This is a genomic window from Helicobacter bilis (assembly GCF_001999985.1).
Lineage (GTDB): Bacteria > Campylobacterota > Campylobacteria > Campylobacterales > Helicobacteraceae > Helicobacter_A > Helicobacter_A rappini.
On the sequence record NZ_CP019645.1, the window covers coordinates 1,780,720 to 1,796,408 of the forward strand.

14 protein-coding genes and 1 tRNA gene are annotated in these 15,689 nt (G+C 36.2%); 5 read left to right on the plus strand and 10 right to left on the minus strand.

The genetic code is table 11. From position 1 onward, the window contains the following. Positions 1-18 precede the first annotated feature (18 nt). The 5 genes from XJ32_RS08160 to XJ32_RS08180 all read right to left on the minus strand — a co-directional run bounded on the left by XJ32_RS08160 (position 19) and on the right by XJ32_RS08180 (position 6,678). Complete coding sequence (locus XJ32_RS08160) at positions 19-645, minus strand: NAD(P)H-dependent oxidoreductase (protein WP_077388972.1); 627 nt, start codon at positions 643-645, stop codon at positions 19-21. A 39-nt stretch (positions 646-684) separates the two neighbouring features. Next, positions 685-2,487: a translational GTPase TypA gene (gene typA / locus XJ32_RS08165; protein WP_077388973.1), complete on the minus strand. Its 1,803-nt coding sequence runs from the start codon at positions 2,485-2,487 to the stop codon at positions 685-687. Between the two features lie 286 nt (positions 2,488-2,773). Next, complete coding sequence (secA, locus tag XJ32_RS08170) at positions 2,774-5,392, minus strand: preprotein translocase subunit SecA (protein ID WP_077388974.1); 2,619 nt, start codon at positions 5,390-5,392, stop codon at positions 2,774-2,776. 28 nt (positions 5,393-5,420) lie between these two features. Continuing rightward, the gene (locus tag XJ32_RS08175; protein WP_004087982.1) at positions 5,421-5,795 is read right to left on the minus strand and encodes a heat shock protein transcriptional repressor HspR; all 375 of its coding nucleotides are present in this window, start codon (positions 5,793-5,795) and stop codon (positions 5,421-5,423) included. Between the two features lie 13 nt (positions 5,796-5,808). Beyond that, positions 5,809-6,678, minus strand: a complete 870-nt coding sequence (locus XJ32_RS08180) for a DnaJ C-terminal domain-containing protein (RefSeq protein WP_077388975.1) — start codon at positions 6,676-6,678, stop codon at positions 5,809-5,811. A 272-nt stretch (positions 6,679-6,950) separates the two neighbouring features. Between XJ32_RS08180 and XJ32_RS08185 the strand changes: the two genes are divergently transcribed. From XJ32_RS08185 to XJ32_RS11965, 4 genes are all read left to right on the plus strand, one after another. After that, the gene (locus tag XJ32_RS08185; RefSeq protein WP_077388976.1) at positions 6,951-7,166 is read left to right on the plus strand and encodes a hypothetical protein; all 216 of its coding nucleotides are present in this window, start codon (positions 6,951-6,953) and stop codon (positions 7,164-7,166) included. Between the two features lie 226 nt (positions 7,167-7,392). Then, complete coding sequence (locus XJ32_RS08190; RefSeq protein ID WP_077388977.1) at positions 7,393-8,253, plus strand: hypothetical protein; 861 nt, start codon at positions 7,393-7,395, stop codon at positions 8,251-8,253. 126 nt (positions 8,254-8,379) lie between these two features. Beyond that, positions 8,380-9,408 (plus strand): type II asparaginase, encoded by a 1,029-nt coding sequence (locus XJ32_RS08195; RefSeq protein WP_077390255.1) that lies wholly within the window; start codon positions 8,380-8,382, stop codon positions 9,406-9,408. Positions 9,409-10,040: 632 nt separating this feature from the next. Then, entirely contained in the window at positions 10,041-10,193 is a 153-nt protein-coding gene (locus XJ32_RS11965; protein WP_155761492.1) for a hypothetical protein, read from the plus strand. A 97-nt stretch (positions 10,194-10,290) separates the two neighbouring features. Here the strand turns inward: XJ32_RS11965 and XJ32_RS08200 are convergent. The 5 genes from XJ32_RS08200 to XJ32_RS08220 form a co-directional block, all read right to left on the minus strand. Beyond that, positions 10,291-10,366: transfer RNA gene (locus tag XJ32_RS08200), tRNA-Ala, on the minus strand. 127 nt (positions 10,367-10,493) lie between these two features. Continuing rightward, complete coding sequence (locus XJ32_RS08205; RefSeq protein ID WP_005218356.1) at positions 10,494-10,997, minus strand: chemotaxis protein CheW; 504 nt, start codon at positions 10,995-10,997, stop codon at positions 10,494-10,496. 2 nt (positions 10,998-10,999) lie between these two features. Then, positions 11,000-13,375: a hybrid sensor histidine kinase/response regulator gene (locus tag XJ32_RS08210; RefSeq protein ID WP_077388978.1), complete on the minus strand. Its 2,376-nt coding sequence runs from the start codon at positions 13,373-13,375 to the stop codon at positions 11,000-11,002. A gap of 91 nt (positions 13,376-13,466) precedes the next feature. Then, positions 13,467-14,414: a chemotaxis protein CheV gene (locus XJ32_RS08215; RefSeq protein WP_005218354.1), complete on the minus strand. Its 948-nt coding sequence runs from the start codon at positions 14,412-14,414 to the stop codon at positions 13,467-13,469. Then, a complete protein-coding gene (locus tag XJ32_RS08220; RefSeq protein ID WP_077388979.1) occupies positions 14,371-15,201 on the minus strand; it encodes a metallophosphoesterase in 831 nt (276 codons plus the stop codon). The genes XJ32_RS08215 and XJ32_RS08220 overlap by 44 nt, the downstream gene beginning before the upstream one ends. A 200-nt stretch (positions 15,202-15,401) precedes the next feature. Between XJ32_RS08220 and thiS the strand changes: the two genes are divergently transcribed. Then, entirely contained in the window at positions 15,402-15,602 is a 201-nt protein-coding gene (gene thiS, locus XJ32_RS08225; protein WP_034564104.1) for a sulfur carrier protein ThiS, read from the plus strand. Positions 15,603-15,689 lie beyond the last annotated feature (87 nt).

Below are 15,689 nucleotides of genomic sequence, written 5' to 3' on the forward strand. Positions count from 1 at the left end.
TATAAGTCAGATTTAACTTTATTTATATTCCACCAAGTCATCAAGCGAGATTCTATATCTAGGCTGTTGTTCCTTGCCACGATAGCCAAAGCACACAATAAGGCTTACTTGCTCTTTAAATGGATCAAGCCCGTAGAGTTTCTCCACCTCCCTTTTTTCATAGCCCTCAATATAGCAAGTATCAATCTCTAAGAAACTCGCATAGGCTACCATATAGGTTGCCATAATATAAGCCTGTTTGCTACTCCAATGATAAAGCGACTCGCCAGAATCTAGACCCCGCTCTTTTAAATATCCACCTAAACAATCACAAAATGCCTGATACGCACCTAAGTCTGGCTTACGCCTAAAGGTGTTTTGCTTTGTGTATTCACTTGGCGGGACTAAGTCATTTTGCAAACTTTTAAATATTACAACTTCACTTGCTGTTGTGATTTGAGGCTGATTCCAGCATAATGGACGCAAAGCCGCTTTTGCCTCATCGCTACGCAACACAAGTAGCCTTGTAGGCTCTAGCCCAAAGGAACTTGGCGATAATCTGTCCACTTCTAAAATCTCATCAAACACTTCTTTTGGAATCTTTTTATTCTCATCAAAAAGTTTGCACGAATGGCGGAAATATATAGATTCTAAAAACTTATTCATCACTCACCCCTTATGTAAATTTAAACAACACACAAAACCCTACTTTGCCTTCGCTCTTTTACGCATATTTGGCTCTAGAATCTTTTTTCTAATCCTAATATTTTGCGGTGTTACCTCTAAAATCTCATCATCTTCTATCCACTCTAATGCTCGCTCCAAAGTCAGTTCTCGCGGTGGCACAAGCTTAATGGCATCATCACTCCCACTTGCACGCATATTTGTCAAATGCTTTGCCTTAATGGGATTAACATCTAAATCATTATCGCGACTATGCTCACCTATTACCATACCGATATACACTTTGGTTTGTGGGGCTACAAATAGCACACCCCGCTCTTGTATATTAAAGAGTGAGAATCCAGTCGCCTCGCCATTTTCCATAGAGATTAACGCACCATTTTTACGCGATTCCACCCCACCGCTAAATGCCCTAAACTCCAAAAAGCTATGATTCATTACACCTTCACCCTTTGTATCTGTCAAAAATTCACTGCGATAGCCTATAAGCCCCCTTGCTGGAATCTCAAACTCTAGCCTTGTGTAGCCATCACTCATAGGATTCATAGCTTTCATTTCCGCCTTTCTCTTGCCAAGCTTTTCAATAATCGCCCCGCTAAAATCCTGTGGTGTGTCAATGACTAAATGCTCAAAAGGCTCAGTTTTCACGCCATTTTCTTCTTTGACAATCACTTCAGGTCGTGAGATACTAAACTCAAAGCCTTCACGCCTTAGATTCTCCGCTAAAATGGTAATTTGCAACTCCCCTCTACCGCTTACCTTAAATTTCCCTTCGCCCATCTCTTCACATCGCATAGCAATGTTTGTTTGCATTTCTTTTAATAGTCTATCTTTGATTTTATTTGCCGTTACGTGCTTGCCCTCTAATCCCGCCAAAGGACTATCATTTACCGCAAAATACACGCTCATTGTAGGCTCTTCTAAGTGCATAGGATCAAGTGGCATAGGATTATTAGGACATACAATAGAATCTCCCACATCAACGGCGTTAAATCCAGCAATAGCTACAATATCCCCCGCTTCAGCAGATTCTATCTCTGTCCTTGCTAGTCCCATAAAGCCGATGAGTTTGCTGATACGCCCTGTCTCTTTCTCGCCATCGCTTTTTGCAAGCATTACATTCTCACCCTTTTTCACGCGTCCATTAAACACCCGCGCAATGCCAATTTTGCCTACATAGTTATCATAATCAAGTGTGAAAACTTGCATTTGCAGCGGATTATCACTACTTCCGCTAGGCAGCGGCACATACTCTAAAATCGCTTCAAACAATGGCTCAAGATTCTTTTTAGGATCATTTAAATCCTTAATCGCATAGCCATCGCGCGCAGCAGCATAAATCACGGGAAAGTCAAGCTGAGAATCTGTGGCGTCCATTGATACAAATAAATCAAACACTTCATCTACCACGCGATCAGGCTCTGCGGCAGGTTTATCAATCTTATTCACCACTACAATGGGGCGGATTCCAAAGCTAAGGGCTTTTTTGACGACAAATTTCGTTTGAGGCATAACGCCTTCTTGTGCATCTACAAGCAATAAAACGCCATCTACCATTTTTAGCACTCGCTCCACTTCCCCGCCAAAATCAGCGTGTCCGGGCGTGTCAATGATATTTATCTTTGTGCCTTTGTAGTTTATGGCTGTATTTTTTGAAAGGATTGTAATGCCTCTTTCTCGCTCCAAATCGTTAGAATCCATTACCCTTTCATCAACCTGCTCTCTCTCACCAAATGTCCCAGACTGACTTAAAAGCCCATCTACTAGTGTAGTTTTGCCGTGATCTACGTGTGCTATCACAGCGATATTTCGTATATTTTGCATTGTGTATCCTTATGTGTAGTTAAAATTAAAGCTAAAATAAAATAAATCACTGATTATGACATAGTTATATTAAGATTTGTTAAAGTGAAGTGAGAATGTTTAGCAGAACTAAAATCTCTAAATTTTCATTCATTGCCACAATCATATAGCCTCATTTAAAGCTATAATACTTCATTTTATGGGTTAAGTGTAAAAAATATTCTGTGATTTTTGTGGTGTATATAGTATATGTATAGATTCCAAAATAAACTTTTAGAATCTAAAATTACTTATAGCAAATGCTTAACTAAGCATTGATGTCTTCTCTTTGCTTTGCAAGGGCGCCTCGTTTTGGTCCGCTTTTACCATGGCAGTGTTTATATTTTTTACCACTACCACAAGGGCATATTTCATTTCTTGCTGGTTTTTTATCCCTTATCTCTTCTTCTAATCCGCTATGATTTAGCACAAGATTCTCATTTTCATGCTCTAGGTTTGATAGAATCTTTTCTTCTTCTTGCTGCACATCTTGCGTGTTAAATTGAATGATTTGTAATGTGCGATAGGCTTCAATTTTGATATTTTCTACAAGCTCTAAAAAGAGATTATAACTCTCTTTTTTATACTCTACAAGCGGGTCTTTTTGATTATATCCACGAAGGCTAATGCCTGTTTTTAAATGATCTATTGAGTATAAATGCTCTCGCCACGCATTATCTACCACTTGCAAATAAATGATTCTTTCAAGCTCATTACGCATTTCTGGTGTTGTATTTGCAAACTTTTTGTCATATTCATTTTGCAAGGCGGATATGAGAATCTCTTGTATTTCATGATAACTTTTTGCTTCTAAAGATTCACTCAATTCAAGCAAATATTCTTCTTTCAATACGGCTAAAAGTCCCGCAATATCATAGTTTTCTGGCACATCATGTGGCAATATTTGTCCTCTTTCTAAAAGGTTATGCACGCTTGTTTCGCGGTTTTCTTTTATTCGTTCTGCCATATTAAAATCTTTTTGTAATAGCTCATTTCTGAATCTATATATGACTTTTCTTTGTTCATTACTTACATCATCATATTCAAGTAGGTGCTTTCTTGATTCAAAATGAAGAGATTCTACCTTTTTTTGTGCTTTTTCAATAGATTTTGTAATCATGCTAGATTCTATGCTTTCGCCATCTTTCATACCAAGCTTACCCATAACGCCTTTCAACTTATCGCTTCCAAAGATTCTAAGCAGGGAATCTTCAAGGCTTAGATAAAATTGACTAACGCCCGGATCGCCCTGTCTGCCTGCACGACCCCTTAGCTGATTATCAATTCTTCTGCTTTCATGTCGCTCTGTGCCGATGATATAAAGTCCGCCTAGATCTCGTATCTCATCATCGATTTTAATATCCACGCCTCTACCTGCCATATTTGTAGCAATGGTTACTGCACCTTTTAGCCCTGCGTTTTTAATGATTTCTGCTTCTTTTTCATGCTGTTTTGCGTTTAATACATTATGCGGGATTCTCGCTTTTTTTAGCCATTCATGCAAAACTTCGCTTTTTTCAATACTTGCTGTGCCAACAAGCACTGGCTGCCCTTTTTTATATAACTCTGTGATTTTATCTAGCACTGCTTGGAATTTTTCTTGCTCACTTTTATAGATTAAGTCATTTAAATCTTTTCTCTGTATCGGTAAGTTAGTCGGTATTGATACAACTTCAAGTTTATATATCTCTAAAAACTCTGTTGCTTCAGTCTGGGCTGTCCCTGTCATGCCGCCTAATTTATCATAGAGTCTAAAGTAGTTTTGGAATGTAATATCTGCTAGTGTTTGACTTTCTTCTTTAATAGCTACGCCCTCTTTTGCTTCTAGGGCTTGATGCAGCCCTTCGCTAAATCTTCTGCCCTCACTTAGTCTGCCTGTAAATTCATCTACAATGACGACTTCGCCATTTTGGACTACATAGTCTTTATCTTTTACAAATAGATAATTTGCTTTTAGGGCTTGGTCTAGGTGGTGTGATAAAGAGGCATTTTCAATCGCATAGAGATTTTCTACATTAAAAAGAGATTCTGCTTTTTTGATTCCATCTTCTGTGGTTAGAATCACACGATTTTTTTCATCAACGCTAAAGTCAGTAACCTTCTGCATTTTCTTTGCAACAGAATCTGCTAATTGATAATTCTCCATTTTACGATTAATGGGACCAGAGATTATAAGCGGTGTTCTGGCTTCATCAATAAGGATAGAATCTACTTCATCAACGATAGCAAAAAAGTGGCGTTTTTGCACTTTTTGATCTAGATTATACTTCATATTATCTCGCAAGTAATCAAATCCATATTCATTATTTGTGCCATAGACTATATCGCTTGAATAGATTTTTAAACGCTCTTCATCACTTTGTATCGCATTTGTAATAACGCCCACACTAAAGCCAAAAAAGTTATAAAGTGGTTGCATAGTCGCTGCATCTCTATTTGCTAGATAGTCATTCACGGTTACAACATGCACGCTTTTACCAGATAAGGCATTTAAGATAACAGGAAGCGTTGCTACAAGTGTTTTCCCTTCCCCTGTTTTCATCTCTGCAATCTTTCCCTCATGCAAAGCCATACCGCCGATAAGCTGCACATCAAAATGCCGCATATTAAGGATTCTCTTGCTTGCTTCCCTTGTGAGAGAAAAGACTTCTTCAAGTTTAGAATCTAAGAGAGAATTTACCACTTGAATAGAAAAATCACTATTATCTAAGCTACCAAGCTTATGTGTAACTTCATCTTTTATCGCTTGAAATCTCTGCTGTAAAGCTTCATCGCTTAAGGATTCTAACTCTGCTTCTAATGCGTTTATCTTACGCACACGATTTTTGTAGCCTTTTAGAATCTTATCATTACGAGTGCCAAAAATTTTCCCAAATAAAGTTTTCATATATGTCCTTTTTATTAGAATCTATTCATTACTTTTTTGAATGCAAAACAAGCTCATAAGAGCTTTTTATAATCGTTAAATCGCCTGATACACTCTTTGTGCTTTGCTGTTTATGCAAATTATTTCGCAAATCATCATTTAAGCTATCAAGCTCATCCATTCTCTCTTTTAATCGCAGGATAATATCCACACCAGCAAGATTCACACCCAAATCTCTAGTAAGCTTTAAAATCGTCTTAATCTTATCCATATCTCGCTGTGAATAAAGTCGCATTTTCCCATCAGTGCGTGAAGGCTCAATAAGCCCTTCTTTCTCATATTGCCGCAAAGTCTGCGGGTGAATATCAAGTATCTTTGCTACTACGCTAATCAAAAAAACCGGTTCATCATAACTTGCATCCATGCTATTCCTTTCCTTATAGTTCTTTTTGTAACAACTCTTTTAACTCATCGCTTAGCGTATTAGAATCTGGCAATTTCGCATAGACTTGCAGGATTAAATCCCCATATTGCCCCGTCTTTCTATCTTTAAAACCTTTGTTTTTAATCCGCATTTTCTTACCATTTTGCGTATTTGCTGGAATCTTAATAATCATTTCTTCCCTTGCTGTTTTAATGCTTGCCTTATCTCCAAAAAGCATTGCTTTGAGTGGCACTTCTACAACTTGAGTGAGATTATAACCATCAATGCTATACCCTTCTTCTGGTGCTATCTCAATGGTGATGATCGCATCGCCCACCATATTGCCAAGCTTTTTACCTTTACCTTTTGCACGAAGTTTTGAACCGCTTGTAATGCCCTCTGGTATCTTTAACTCAAAGCTAGACCCATTTAAGTGCAAACGCAAAGTATCGCCCAACAACGCGCTTTTAAGCGATATACTCGCCCTTGCTTCAATGTCTAAGTCAATGCCATCACCCATACCATTATCAAAACCAAAGTTAAATGAGCTAAACCCTGAATTACTACCATTAAAACCCCTGCCACGCGCACCAAAAATATTCTTTAAAATATCATTTAAATCAGCACTTTGATAAGAGCGACTAAAATCACTGAAATTTTGCCCATTAAACATGCTGTCGCCATATTGATCGTATTCAGCCTTTTTTTGCGGATCGCTTAGAATCTCATACGCACCATTTATCTCTTTAAACTTTTCTTCAGCTTCTGCGGACTTATTCACATCGGGGTGATATTGTCTTGCAAGCTTTCTGTATGCCTTTTTGATCTCATCAGCACTTGCATTTTCACTAATATTTAATGTTTGATATAAACTTTTTGCCATATATACCTCGTAAAACTTTTAGTGTTATTATAGCATAAAATATGAGTTTATGTATATAAACTTTATTTAGTTTGTATGAAAATGTGTAGGTGTTATGAGCAACTTGTTATAAATGCTTTATTGAAAATTTTAGATATTTACTTTCAATAAAGACTAAATTTAGATTCTAATCTAATAGCAATAAAGCATAAAAAGTAGGGTATAATCTCAAGCTTTTAGTATCTTTGAAGCTTAGAGATAAAAAGATTTTAATATTTAAATGGGACAACATAATGTATAAATTATTATTTATATTTTCATGTGTATTAACTACGATCAACTTAGTGTCTGCAAAACAGATAAAAGAGTATGTTTTTATAGAATCTAGCGATACAGATTCCAATGACATAACTCTAAACAATACAAAAATTGCAAATAATGCAGAATCTTTAACCCCCCCCCCCCCCAACATTCCTAAAAGATTCTATAAACCAACAATTAGAAACTAAAAAATCTAACACTACACATACGCAAAGCACAACACAACAAAAAGATTCTAATAAACTCCCTAGCGACTTACATTTCATATATGGTTTTGACTTTACATTTTTTGCGGATAATTTAGAAGATTCCTTTCCATATTGGGATACACGCACGCTGCTTCAAGCAAGTATATTTCCTGAAATAGGACTACATTTTTATGGGCAGAATCTTCGTGTCGGCGGATACTACATTATGAATATGGGCGAGAAAATCCCGCAATTTCCACAAAATGTAGGTTTGAGTTTATATTATGATACGCATTATAAAAATTTTAGCGGCTATTTTGGAATCTTTCCGCGAAAGCATTGGATTGGCGTATATCCTAATCTCTACTATCGTAAGGACTTTTTACTGCAAAATCCCATGACAAATGGCTTTGGTCTGCAATATCAAAATAAGGGCTTAAAAGCAGAATTTATATTTGACTGGTATGGTGGGAATCTGCAAAAACGAATTGATGAGTTTTTAGCACAAGGCTTCTTGCAGCAGAATTTGTGGCATGATAATATCTTTCTTGGGGCTTCATTCCTGCTTTATCATACAAAAAATGATGAGTTACTCAATCCTTTAAATACGATAAAAGATGTATGGCTGCTTGATAGGCTGTATTATAATGCCTTTGTTGGCTTTGACTTACAAAAGAGATTTATGCCCTATATGGATTCTATCTATCTTAGTCTTGGTGTGCTTGGGTCTGTGGAGCGTAAAAGGCGGCATTCTAATGGGCTTGATCCTTTTTCCAACTCTCTTGGATTAGACTTCATGCTAAAAGCACAATACAAGGGCTTTGGTGTGGAGAATAGCCTGTATTATGGACAGGGGCAGATGAAGTATTTTAGCGAGTATGGGGAATCTTTATATTGGGGATTACCCTTTTATCAAGCAAGATTCTATGATAGAATGGAGATGTATTGGGAGTATAAAAATGCTTATAGCTCTACTCGTTTTAGCTTTATATTCCACTTTACAGATACAAAGATCGCAAATACACAAATGCTTACAATAGTCCTTGATACGCATGAGTTATTGAAGAAACTTGCAAAAAGGCAATAGATTTTATCGTGCTAAAAGTTATAAATTTTGATATAATTCTGCATGGATTTACTCCAAATTTACTTTAAAGGGTGTTGTATGAAGAAGTTTTTCTATGCTTTTTTGCTGATGATAGGAAGTGCAGTGATGTTACAAGCATTATCGATTGAGACGGCACAAGTCTCAAAAAAGCCAAATGTTGTTATCCTAGCGACTGGCGGGACTATTGCGGGATCGATTGATTCTAATATCAAAACGACTGGTTATACTGCGGGTGTTGTGGGTGTTGATGTATTGATTAATGCTGTGCCAGAGATTAAGAATCTTGCTAACATTAAAGGAGAGCAAATCGCAAATATCGATAGTGCGGATATGACTGATGAGATATGGCTCACTCTTGGAAAACGCGTAAATAGCCTTTTAGCAAGCCCTGATGTAGATGGTATCGTTATCACACATGGCACAGATACAATGGAAGAAACTGCGTTTTTCTTGCATTTAATAATTAAGAGTGATAAGCCTGTCGTGCTAGTAGGTGCTATGCGACCAAGCACAGCTATGAGTGCTGATGGTCCTAAGAATCTCTATAATGCAGTAGCCCTTGCTGCAAGTCCAAAGGCACGAAATAAAGGCGTTATGATTGCTATGAATGATAGGATTCAGAGTGCAAGAGGTGCTACAAAAACACATGCCCTAAATGTTGAGACTTTTAAGTCCCCAAATAGTGGCGATATGGGCTATATCCTTGATGGTAATGTATTTTTTAACTATGCTCCATTGCAACCACACACAAGAAAAAGCATCTTTAATATAGATAGAATAGAATCTTTGCCAAAAGTTGATATATTATATTCTTATGCAAATGATGGCTCTGGTGTTGCTGCTAAGGCTTTATTTAAAGCTGGCACAAAGGGCATAGTTGTAGCTGGAACTGGTGCTGGTAGTATCCATAAATATCAAAAAGAAGTGCTAAAAAGTCTTATGCAGCAGGGCTTAGTAGTCGTGCAAAGCTCAAGAGTTGGCTCTGGCATTGTCCTTGCAAATAGTGATGATTCTAAGCTAGGATTTATCGGTGCACATGATCTAAATCCACAAAAAGCACGAATTTTACTCATGCTTGCTTTGACAAAAACAAATAAAACAGATGCTATTGCAAAGATTTTTGAAACTTATTAAAATAGTGTTGTAAAATTTTTATAGTTCTCTCAATATAACCTTGATAATGTCATCTATTATGGTTTTGACATTATCTTGCCCCCTCCCTTTTTTTCAAATAATATAGAATCTTGTGGCTTTTGCTCTGGCAAGTACTAAATTTGTGTTTGCAAAGATCGAAATGAGAATATTTTTATTTCTATAAGTTTTGGTATTGTTTTATTGATTGCTTGTAATGACAATCCTGTTAGACTAACATTTCTTTTGCGATTTATATGTTGGTAGCATATATTATTTATACCTAAAAAACCTCTAGTTATATCCCTTTAGCCTTGTTGCACAATGCGTCAAATAGACACTAAATACAATGTTTATATCCAATTAAGGTAAATTTAAATTTTAAAAAATACATGAATTCGCTAAACTATAAAGTGTTAATAATTTTTGTGATACCTTAAAAGGTATCCGTGCCAGCATGAACACAGTAAGAATAGAATGGAAGCTTAGTTTTTTAAAGGTAGGGCTATAATATTAGGGTTGCTGTGTTGGTATTAAAAGCCAAGCATAGTTTATCTAGGCGCGGTGTTTTCCGTATCGAGAAAAACGGTAGGGATCTTAGATTCCTGTTGTGTAAGTATGCGTAGGGGTATTTTTTGCCTACTTTTGTGCTATCAAAGAGTGTGATTTCTTACAATCTCATTGAAATATGCAAAAGAGAAAATGCAATCAGTCTATGTAATCTTTATTGTTCGAATGCTATTGAGCGACTTGATAGTGAGGGAAAGATTGGTGGTGATTTGATGTGATTATTCTTTGCAGGATATACCTTACAAGCATACTTGCATTCACGCACTCTCCAATATATAAAAGTACTACGACAACATATTGCCATTTTTTTGGTTTTGGTGGAGTGTAGGGGGTTCGAACCCCTGACCTCAACGCTGCCAGCGTTGCGCTCTCCCAACTGAGCTAACACCCCAAATGAAGCCTCTAGACCTATCTATTAATATCCTAAAATGAATGGTATGTCATCTTTTTGATCAAATAAAGAACGAGAGTGCATATACCATTCTTTATTTCATTAAGAAACAAATATTTTTTGAATCTTAGAAATTTCTTTTCAAAAGATTATCAACGCGTAATATTGTAGTTAATCTATCACCTTGCTTTGCAATGCCATATAATAAGTTTTCTTGCTCATTGAAAGTATCGGGTATAGGATCGATTTGATTCTCATCAATCCTTATGGCTTCTGTCAATTTATCGATAACAAAACCAGCGATTTCATCATTATGATTCACAACTAAATAGCGTGTATCTTTATCCTGTTTTGTTTGTGGGATACCAAACTTCATTCTAAGATTAATGAGTGGATATACATTTCCACGCAGGTTAAATACACCCATTACATAATTTGGAGTACCCGGCACACGAGTGAAATCAATAGGTTTTATAATCTCTTTAACATTTAAAATAGGCACTGCAAACTCTTCAGTTCCCACCACAAAACCAATTAATTGCACGATATGTTCAGAATCACTATGCAACTCTTCTCCCACATTTTGCTTTTGCTGTTTTGCAAATACATCTTTTAATGCGTTATTATCCATTCTTATTCTCCATCTACTTGCAAGTTAATATTTCGTTTTACGACATTCAACAAATATTCAGGCGTATATGGCTTTGTAATATATTCTGTCATACCAGATTCTACACCACGCATTCTATCCGTTTTGCTTGTCCTGCTCGTTACTGCGATGAGTGGCAAGTTTTTAAAGCGATTGTATTTTCTTACTTCACTTGCAAAAGTGTAGCCATCCATTCTAGGCATTTCAATATCAACAAGCACAGCATCAAGGTCATGATCGCCACTTTTTACAATCTCAAGTCCCTCTAGTCCATTGCTTGCTTCAAGCACTGTAACACCTAAAGGTTTCAAGCATTTTTTCATAATCGTTCTATCTGTTGTGCTATCATCGATTGCCAATACAATGTAATCGCTTGGTGAGTTTTTAGCTTTTGCCGCAGTGTTTTGAGAGATAAGATTATTCACGTTTACCTTAACATCTTTTGCCATATCCATCATTGCGGCAACATCAGCGATTAAGGTAATCTTACCATCTCCCCTAACAGTCGCTCCAGCAATACCCTCTGTGCCTTTGAGATAGTAGCCCAAACTTTTAATAACAACCTCTTCTTGCCCGATGAGATAATCCACAATTACACCGATTTTTTGCTCCGCTAAACCGATGATAACAACATAGACTTCATTAAGACTTTCTAAAACAGAATCTACCTTGAAAATATCTGCTAATCGCACAAGGCTTAATACCTCATCTCTTAGTCTCAATACGCTTTTACCATCAACTGTGTAAATCTCTTCTTGTGATACACGCACGGTTTCTAATACCGAGCTAAGTGGTATAGCATAGCATTCTTCTTGCACTCCAACAAGCAAGGCTTGCATAATAGCTAGTGTTAATGGAATCTTTAACTTCTGTGTCGTGCCTACGCCAAGTTCAGAATCTATTTCTATGATACCATTAAGCTTTTCAACATTTGTTTTCACAACATCCATGCCCACGCCACGACCGCTTACATTCGTAATGCTTGCCGCGGTAGAAAAGCCCGGTCTAAAAATGATGCCAAACGCTTCCTTTTCACTCATGTTTTCAGCATCTCGTTCATTAATAAGCCCTTTTTCAATAGCTTTCTTTTTCAGCATTTCAGCATCAAGCCCCTTACCATCATCTTTAATCTCAATGACGATATGATTTCCTTCATTATAAGCCTTAAGCTCGACTTTACCAACTTCACTTTTACCATTTGCTTTTCGCACATCTGGCACTTCGATACCATGGTCGCATGAGTTTCTAATAATATGGATAAGAGGATCGCCAATCTCTTCTACAATGGATTTATCAAGTTCTGTTTCTTCACCACTAATGATTAGATCAATGTTTTTGCCAAGCTCCCTGCTTAGATCTCGCACCATTCTTGGGAATTTACTAAACACCTTACCAACAGGAAGCATTCTTGTTTTCATAACCGCAAGTTGTAAATCTGTCGTTACAGTGCTAATTGAGCTTACGACTTGATTCAACTCTTCAAGGAATTTCTCCCCATCATATCGCTCTTCAACATCACCATAGATTCTAATGAGTCTGTTTTTACCTAAAACTAATTCCCCAATAAGATTCATAAGGTGATCAAGTCTTTTTACATCTACACGCACGGTTGGTTCTACTGCAACAGAAGGTGCTTTTTGCCCACCTGCTTCCGCTTTAGGTGCTGCCTTTGCGGCTGGGGCTGCAGCAGGCGTTGCCTTTTGTTCTGTGGCTTTTGCTTGTGCTTCTTCTTGCTTTTTCTCTTGCCTTCTCTTCTTATCTTCTTCTTGTCTTTTTGCAAGCAATCTTGCTATTTCTGCTTCTACTTCTTCTGGCGACATATTAGCATAATCTGGCTCTTCTTCAGAATCTGCTGACGCAGATTCTGCACTCTCTGTGCTACTAGATTCTGTATTAGCCTGTTGTGCTTCTTGTGTAGGTGCTGCCTCTGTAGCTGGAGATTCTGCGGTTGCTTCATCGATCGCTTCACCTTTTGAGATAGCTTGCAAACGCTTTACGCAATCACTTACATCAATACCACTATTTGCATCAGTCCCATTATCACGGATAACGCTTAAAAGAGCTTTCATTAAGTCAATAGATTCTAGAATCACATCCATCACATCAGGTGTGATTTTAAGCTCACCCCTACGAGCTTTGTTAAGCACATCTTCCATATTGTGTGTTAAATGTGTTAAAACATCAAAATTTAAGAATGAACTTGAACCTTTTATAGTGTGTGCTACCCTAAAAATCCTGTTTAATAAATCTAAATCTTCAGGGTTATTTTCTAATTCAACCAAATCTTGGTCAAGTTGCTCGACCATCTCAAAGGCTTCAATCAGAAAGTCCTCCATTATCTCTTGCATATCATCATTCATTTAACACCTCTAAATAACTATAAATTATGTATTGCATTATCCATGCTTTTTCATAACTGCCAATTATAACATAAAAAAAAATATTTTTGGTTTATTCCAAAATTTTTATAATTTCATCATAAAAAGTCTGTGCATCAAACTTTACTAAATAGGCATCCGCACCAATATCTCGCCCTTTTTGCTCACTAAATTTATCACAAATGGACGAGTTAAATATAAATGGTATAGATTGGAATCTTTCATCGCTTTTAATGATTTCTGCGAAATGGAAGCCATCCATTTTAGGCATTTCAATATCAGAGATAATAAAGCGTATAAATGAAGTGAGATTTCCATTTTTTTCCACATACAAGTCATTTAGCGTTTGCAATGCCATTTCGCCATCATGTGCTTCAATCACGGTAAAGCCCATTTTTTTGAGATTCTTTTTCAATAAAGAGCGAGCAATAGTGCTATCATCTACGATTAATACATGTCCGCTAAACTTCTTAGTTACTTCTTGCAACTCTTTTTTATCTTGTTTATCACTATAAAAATCGAGATCATCAACAATGCCCTCTAAATCAAGGATTAAAAGTGTTTTGCCATCTTCTATGCGTGTTGTGCCTGTGATTTTACCGCGTTCTAAATTATGGCTATTTGAGCTAAATTGTGCTGCTTGGACATTATCCCAGCCTATACGTCTAATAAGCTTTGCTTCATGCACCAAAAAACCTATCTTTAAATTATTAAATTCAGTGATAATCACTCGTTTTTTATGCAAGGGCAAATCTGCTTCCCTATCCTTAATATTAAGCCATGTTGCTAAATCTACAAGGGGTATAATAATACCTCTAAGATCAAATACACCGATGACATAATCTGGACTAGCTGGTAATTCAAAAGTTTCTGGCATTTGTATAATCTCTTGGACTTTTGCGACATTTATACCATAGATACCCTCATATACTTCGCCATTAGTTTGTTCATTGATTCTAAAATCTACCAATTCTATTTCATTGGAGGATATTTTTGTCTGATATGCTTTTTTCTGTTCCATACGCCACCTCTATAAACAAGCTGCCCTGTTTAAAACTAAGATAATCTTTGTGAAAATAACACGATTGCAATGCGTTATAAAAAACATTTTCTTCCTTTACATGTTGTCCTAAATGATAATGTCCCTCTATAATACAAAACTTTGTAATACCTGTGGCAAATCCATCATTAATTAGTTTCTGAATAACATGAGATTTATATTTTACAATCCTTTCAGACATAAAATGTAGAAAATCAGTGCGAAAAAATGAAAATTCTGCAATCAGTTTTTGATTTATACGAGCTGCAATTGCTTTGTAAATTATACCACAACTTAGTGTATCAAGTAACCGAAAAATAAATAAGACATAAGGTTTAGCAATAAACTTACGATAAGAATCATAATTTTTATTAATCCATAAATCACCATGGGCTAATATATATATTGTCTCATTGCTGCCTTTTATGATAAGCGGCTGCATGCAATAGGCATAAATCCTTAGATTCTTAGCATTATAATCATAACCCCTCCATACAGAATCTAATCCAAAATCATGATTTCCCTCTATTATTATAATCTCATTGCTAAAAGTTAGCTTGGCAATCTTTTCTATAAGCCCCCTATTTGCAACGCAACTACTATGAACACTGCCGATAAGAAAATGAAATATATCACCCATTAAAATAATCTGTCGTTGCGGGGGAAAATTATCAAAATATTCTAAAAGATTCACATCATTTTCTTTAAAGTGTGAATCTGCTATAAAAAAGGCATCTTCTCTAATTGTAAAATCATTAATAATTGTCATTTTTTTTGCTTTTTAATGTGTTTAGTTTCTATAAAATGATAGCACAAAAATCCTGTGATATTTTTATAAGATTCTATTAAGAATGTAACTTTGTATCGCAACTTAACGCATATCGCTATAAATATACATAGAATCTTAGGTGAGTTTGACAGAAGTATGTTAGAATGAAGCGTTTTTTATCTTTTTATTAGGAGAATATCATGCAAATTTCTATTAATGGCGAACATCAAAATATAGCGGATAACATCACAATCACACAACTTTTAGAGCAATTAGAAGTAGAAGATAAAATCGTCGCAATTTCTCTAAATGCAAATGTAGTAAAAAAAGACACATGGACACAAGTGTATTTGAAAGAACATGATAAGTTAGAGCTTTTGCAATTTATGAGTGGTGGTTGATTAGATTTTAAATATGACTTTTAGGTTAGAATCTTAAGTAGTTCGTTCGAAATCCTAGCTTAGATTCTGCATTCTTAACCCAGTTTT

Excerpts from the sequence above, each read along its gene's own strand:
- typA (WP_077388973.1), bottom strand. The coding sequence starts at position 2,487 with ATGCAAAATATACGAAATATCGCTGTGATAGCACACGTAGATCACGGC.
- XJ32_RS08215 (WP_005218354.1), bottom strand. The coding sequence starts at position 14,414 with ATGGAACAGAAAAAAGCATATCAGACAAAAATATCCTCCAATGAAATA.
- secA (WP_077388974.1), bottom strand. The coding sequence starts at position 5,392 with ATGAAAACTTTATTTGGGAAAATTTTTGGCACTCGTAATGATAAGATT.
- thiS (WP_034564104.1), top strand. The coding sequence starts at position 15,402 with ATGCAAATTTCTATTAATGGCGAACATCAAAATATAGCGGATAACATC.
- XJ32_RS08210 (WP_077388978.1), bottom strand. The coding sequence starts at position 13,375 with ATGAATGATGATATGCAAGAGATAATGGAGGACTTTCTGATTGAAGCC.
- XJ32_RS08195 (WP_077390255.1), top strand. The coding sequence starts at position 8,380 with ATGTTACAAGCATTATCGATTGAGACGGCACAAGTCTCAAAAAAGCCA.
- XJ32_RS08220 (WP_077388979.1), bottom strand. The coding sequence starts at position 15,201 with ATGACAATTATTAATGATTTTACAATTAGAGAAGATGCCTTTTTTATA.
- XJ32_RS08190 (WP_077388977.1), top strand. The coding sequence starts at position 7,393 with ATGAATATGGGCGAGAAAATCCCGCAATTTCCACAAAATGTAGGTTTG.
- XJ32_RS08180 (WP_077388975.1), bottom strand. The coding sequence starts at position 6,678 with ATGGCAAAAAGTTTATATCAAACATTAAATATTAGTGAAAATGCAAGT.
- XJ32_RS08175 (WP_004087982.1), bottom strand. The coding sequence starts at position 5,795 with ATGGATGCAAGTTATGATGAACCGGTTTTTTTGATTAGCGTAGTAGCA.
- XJ32_RS08185 (WP_077388976.1), top strand. The coding sequence starts at position 6,951 with ATGTATAAATTATTATTTATATTTTCATGTGTATTAACTACGATCAAC.
- XJ32_RS08160 (WP_077388972.1), bottom strand. The coding sequence starts at position 645 with ATGAATAAGTTTTTAGAATCTATATATTTCCGCCATTCGTGCAAACTT.
- XJ32_RS08205 (WP_005218356.1), bottom strand. The coding sequence starts at position 10,997 with ATGGATAATAACGCATTAAAAGATGTATTTGCAAAACAGCAAAAGCAA.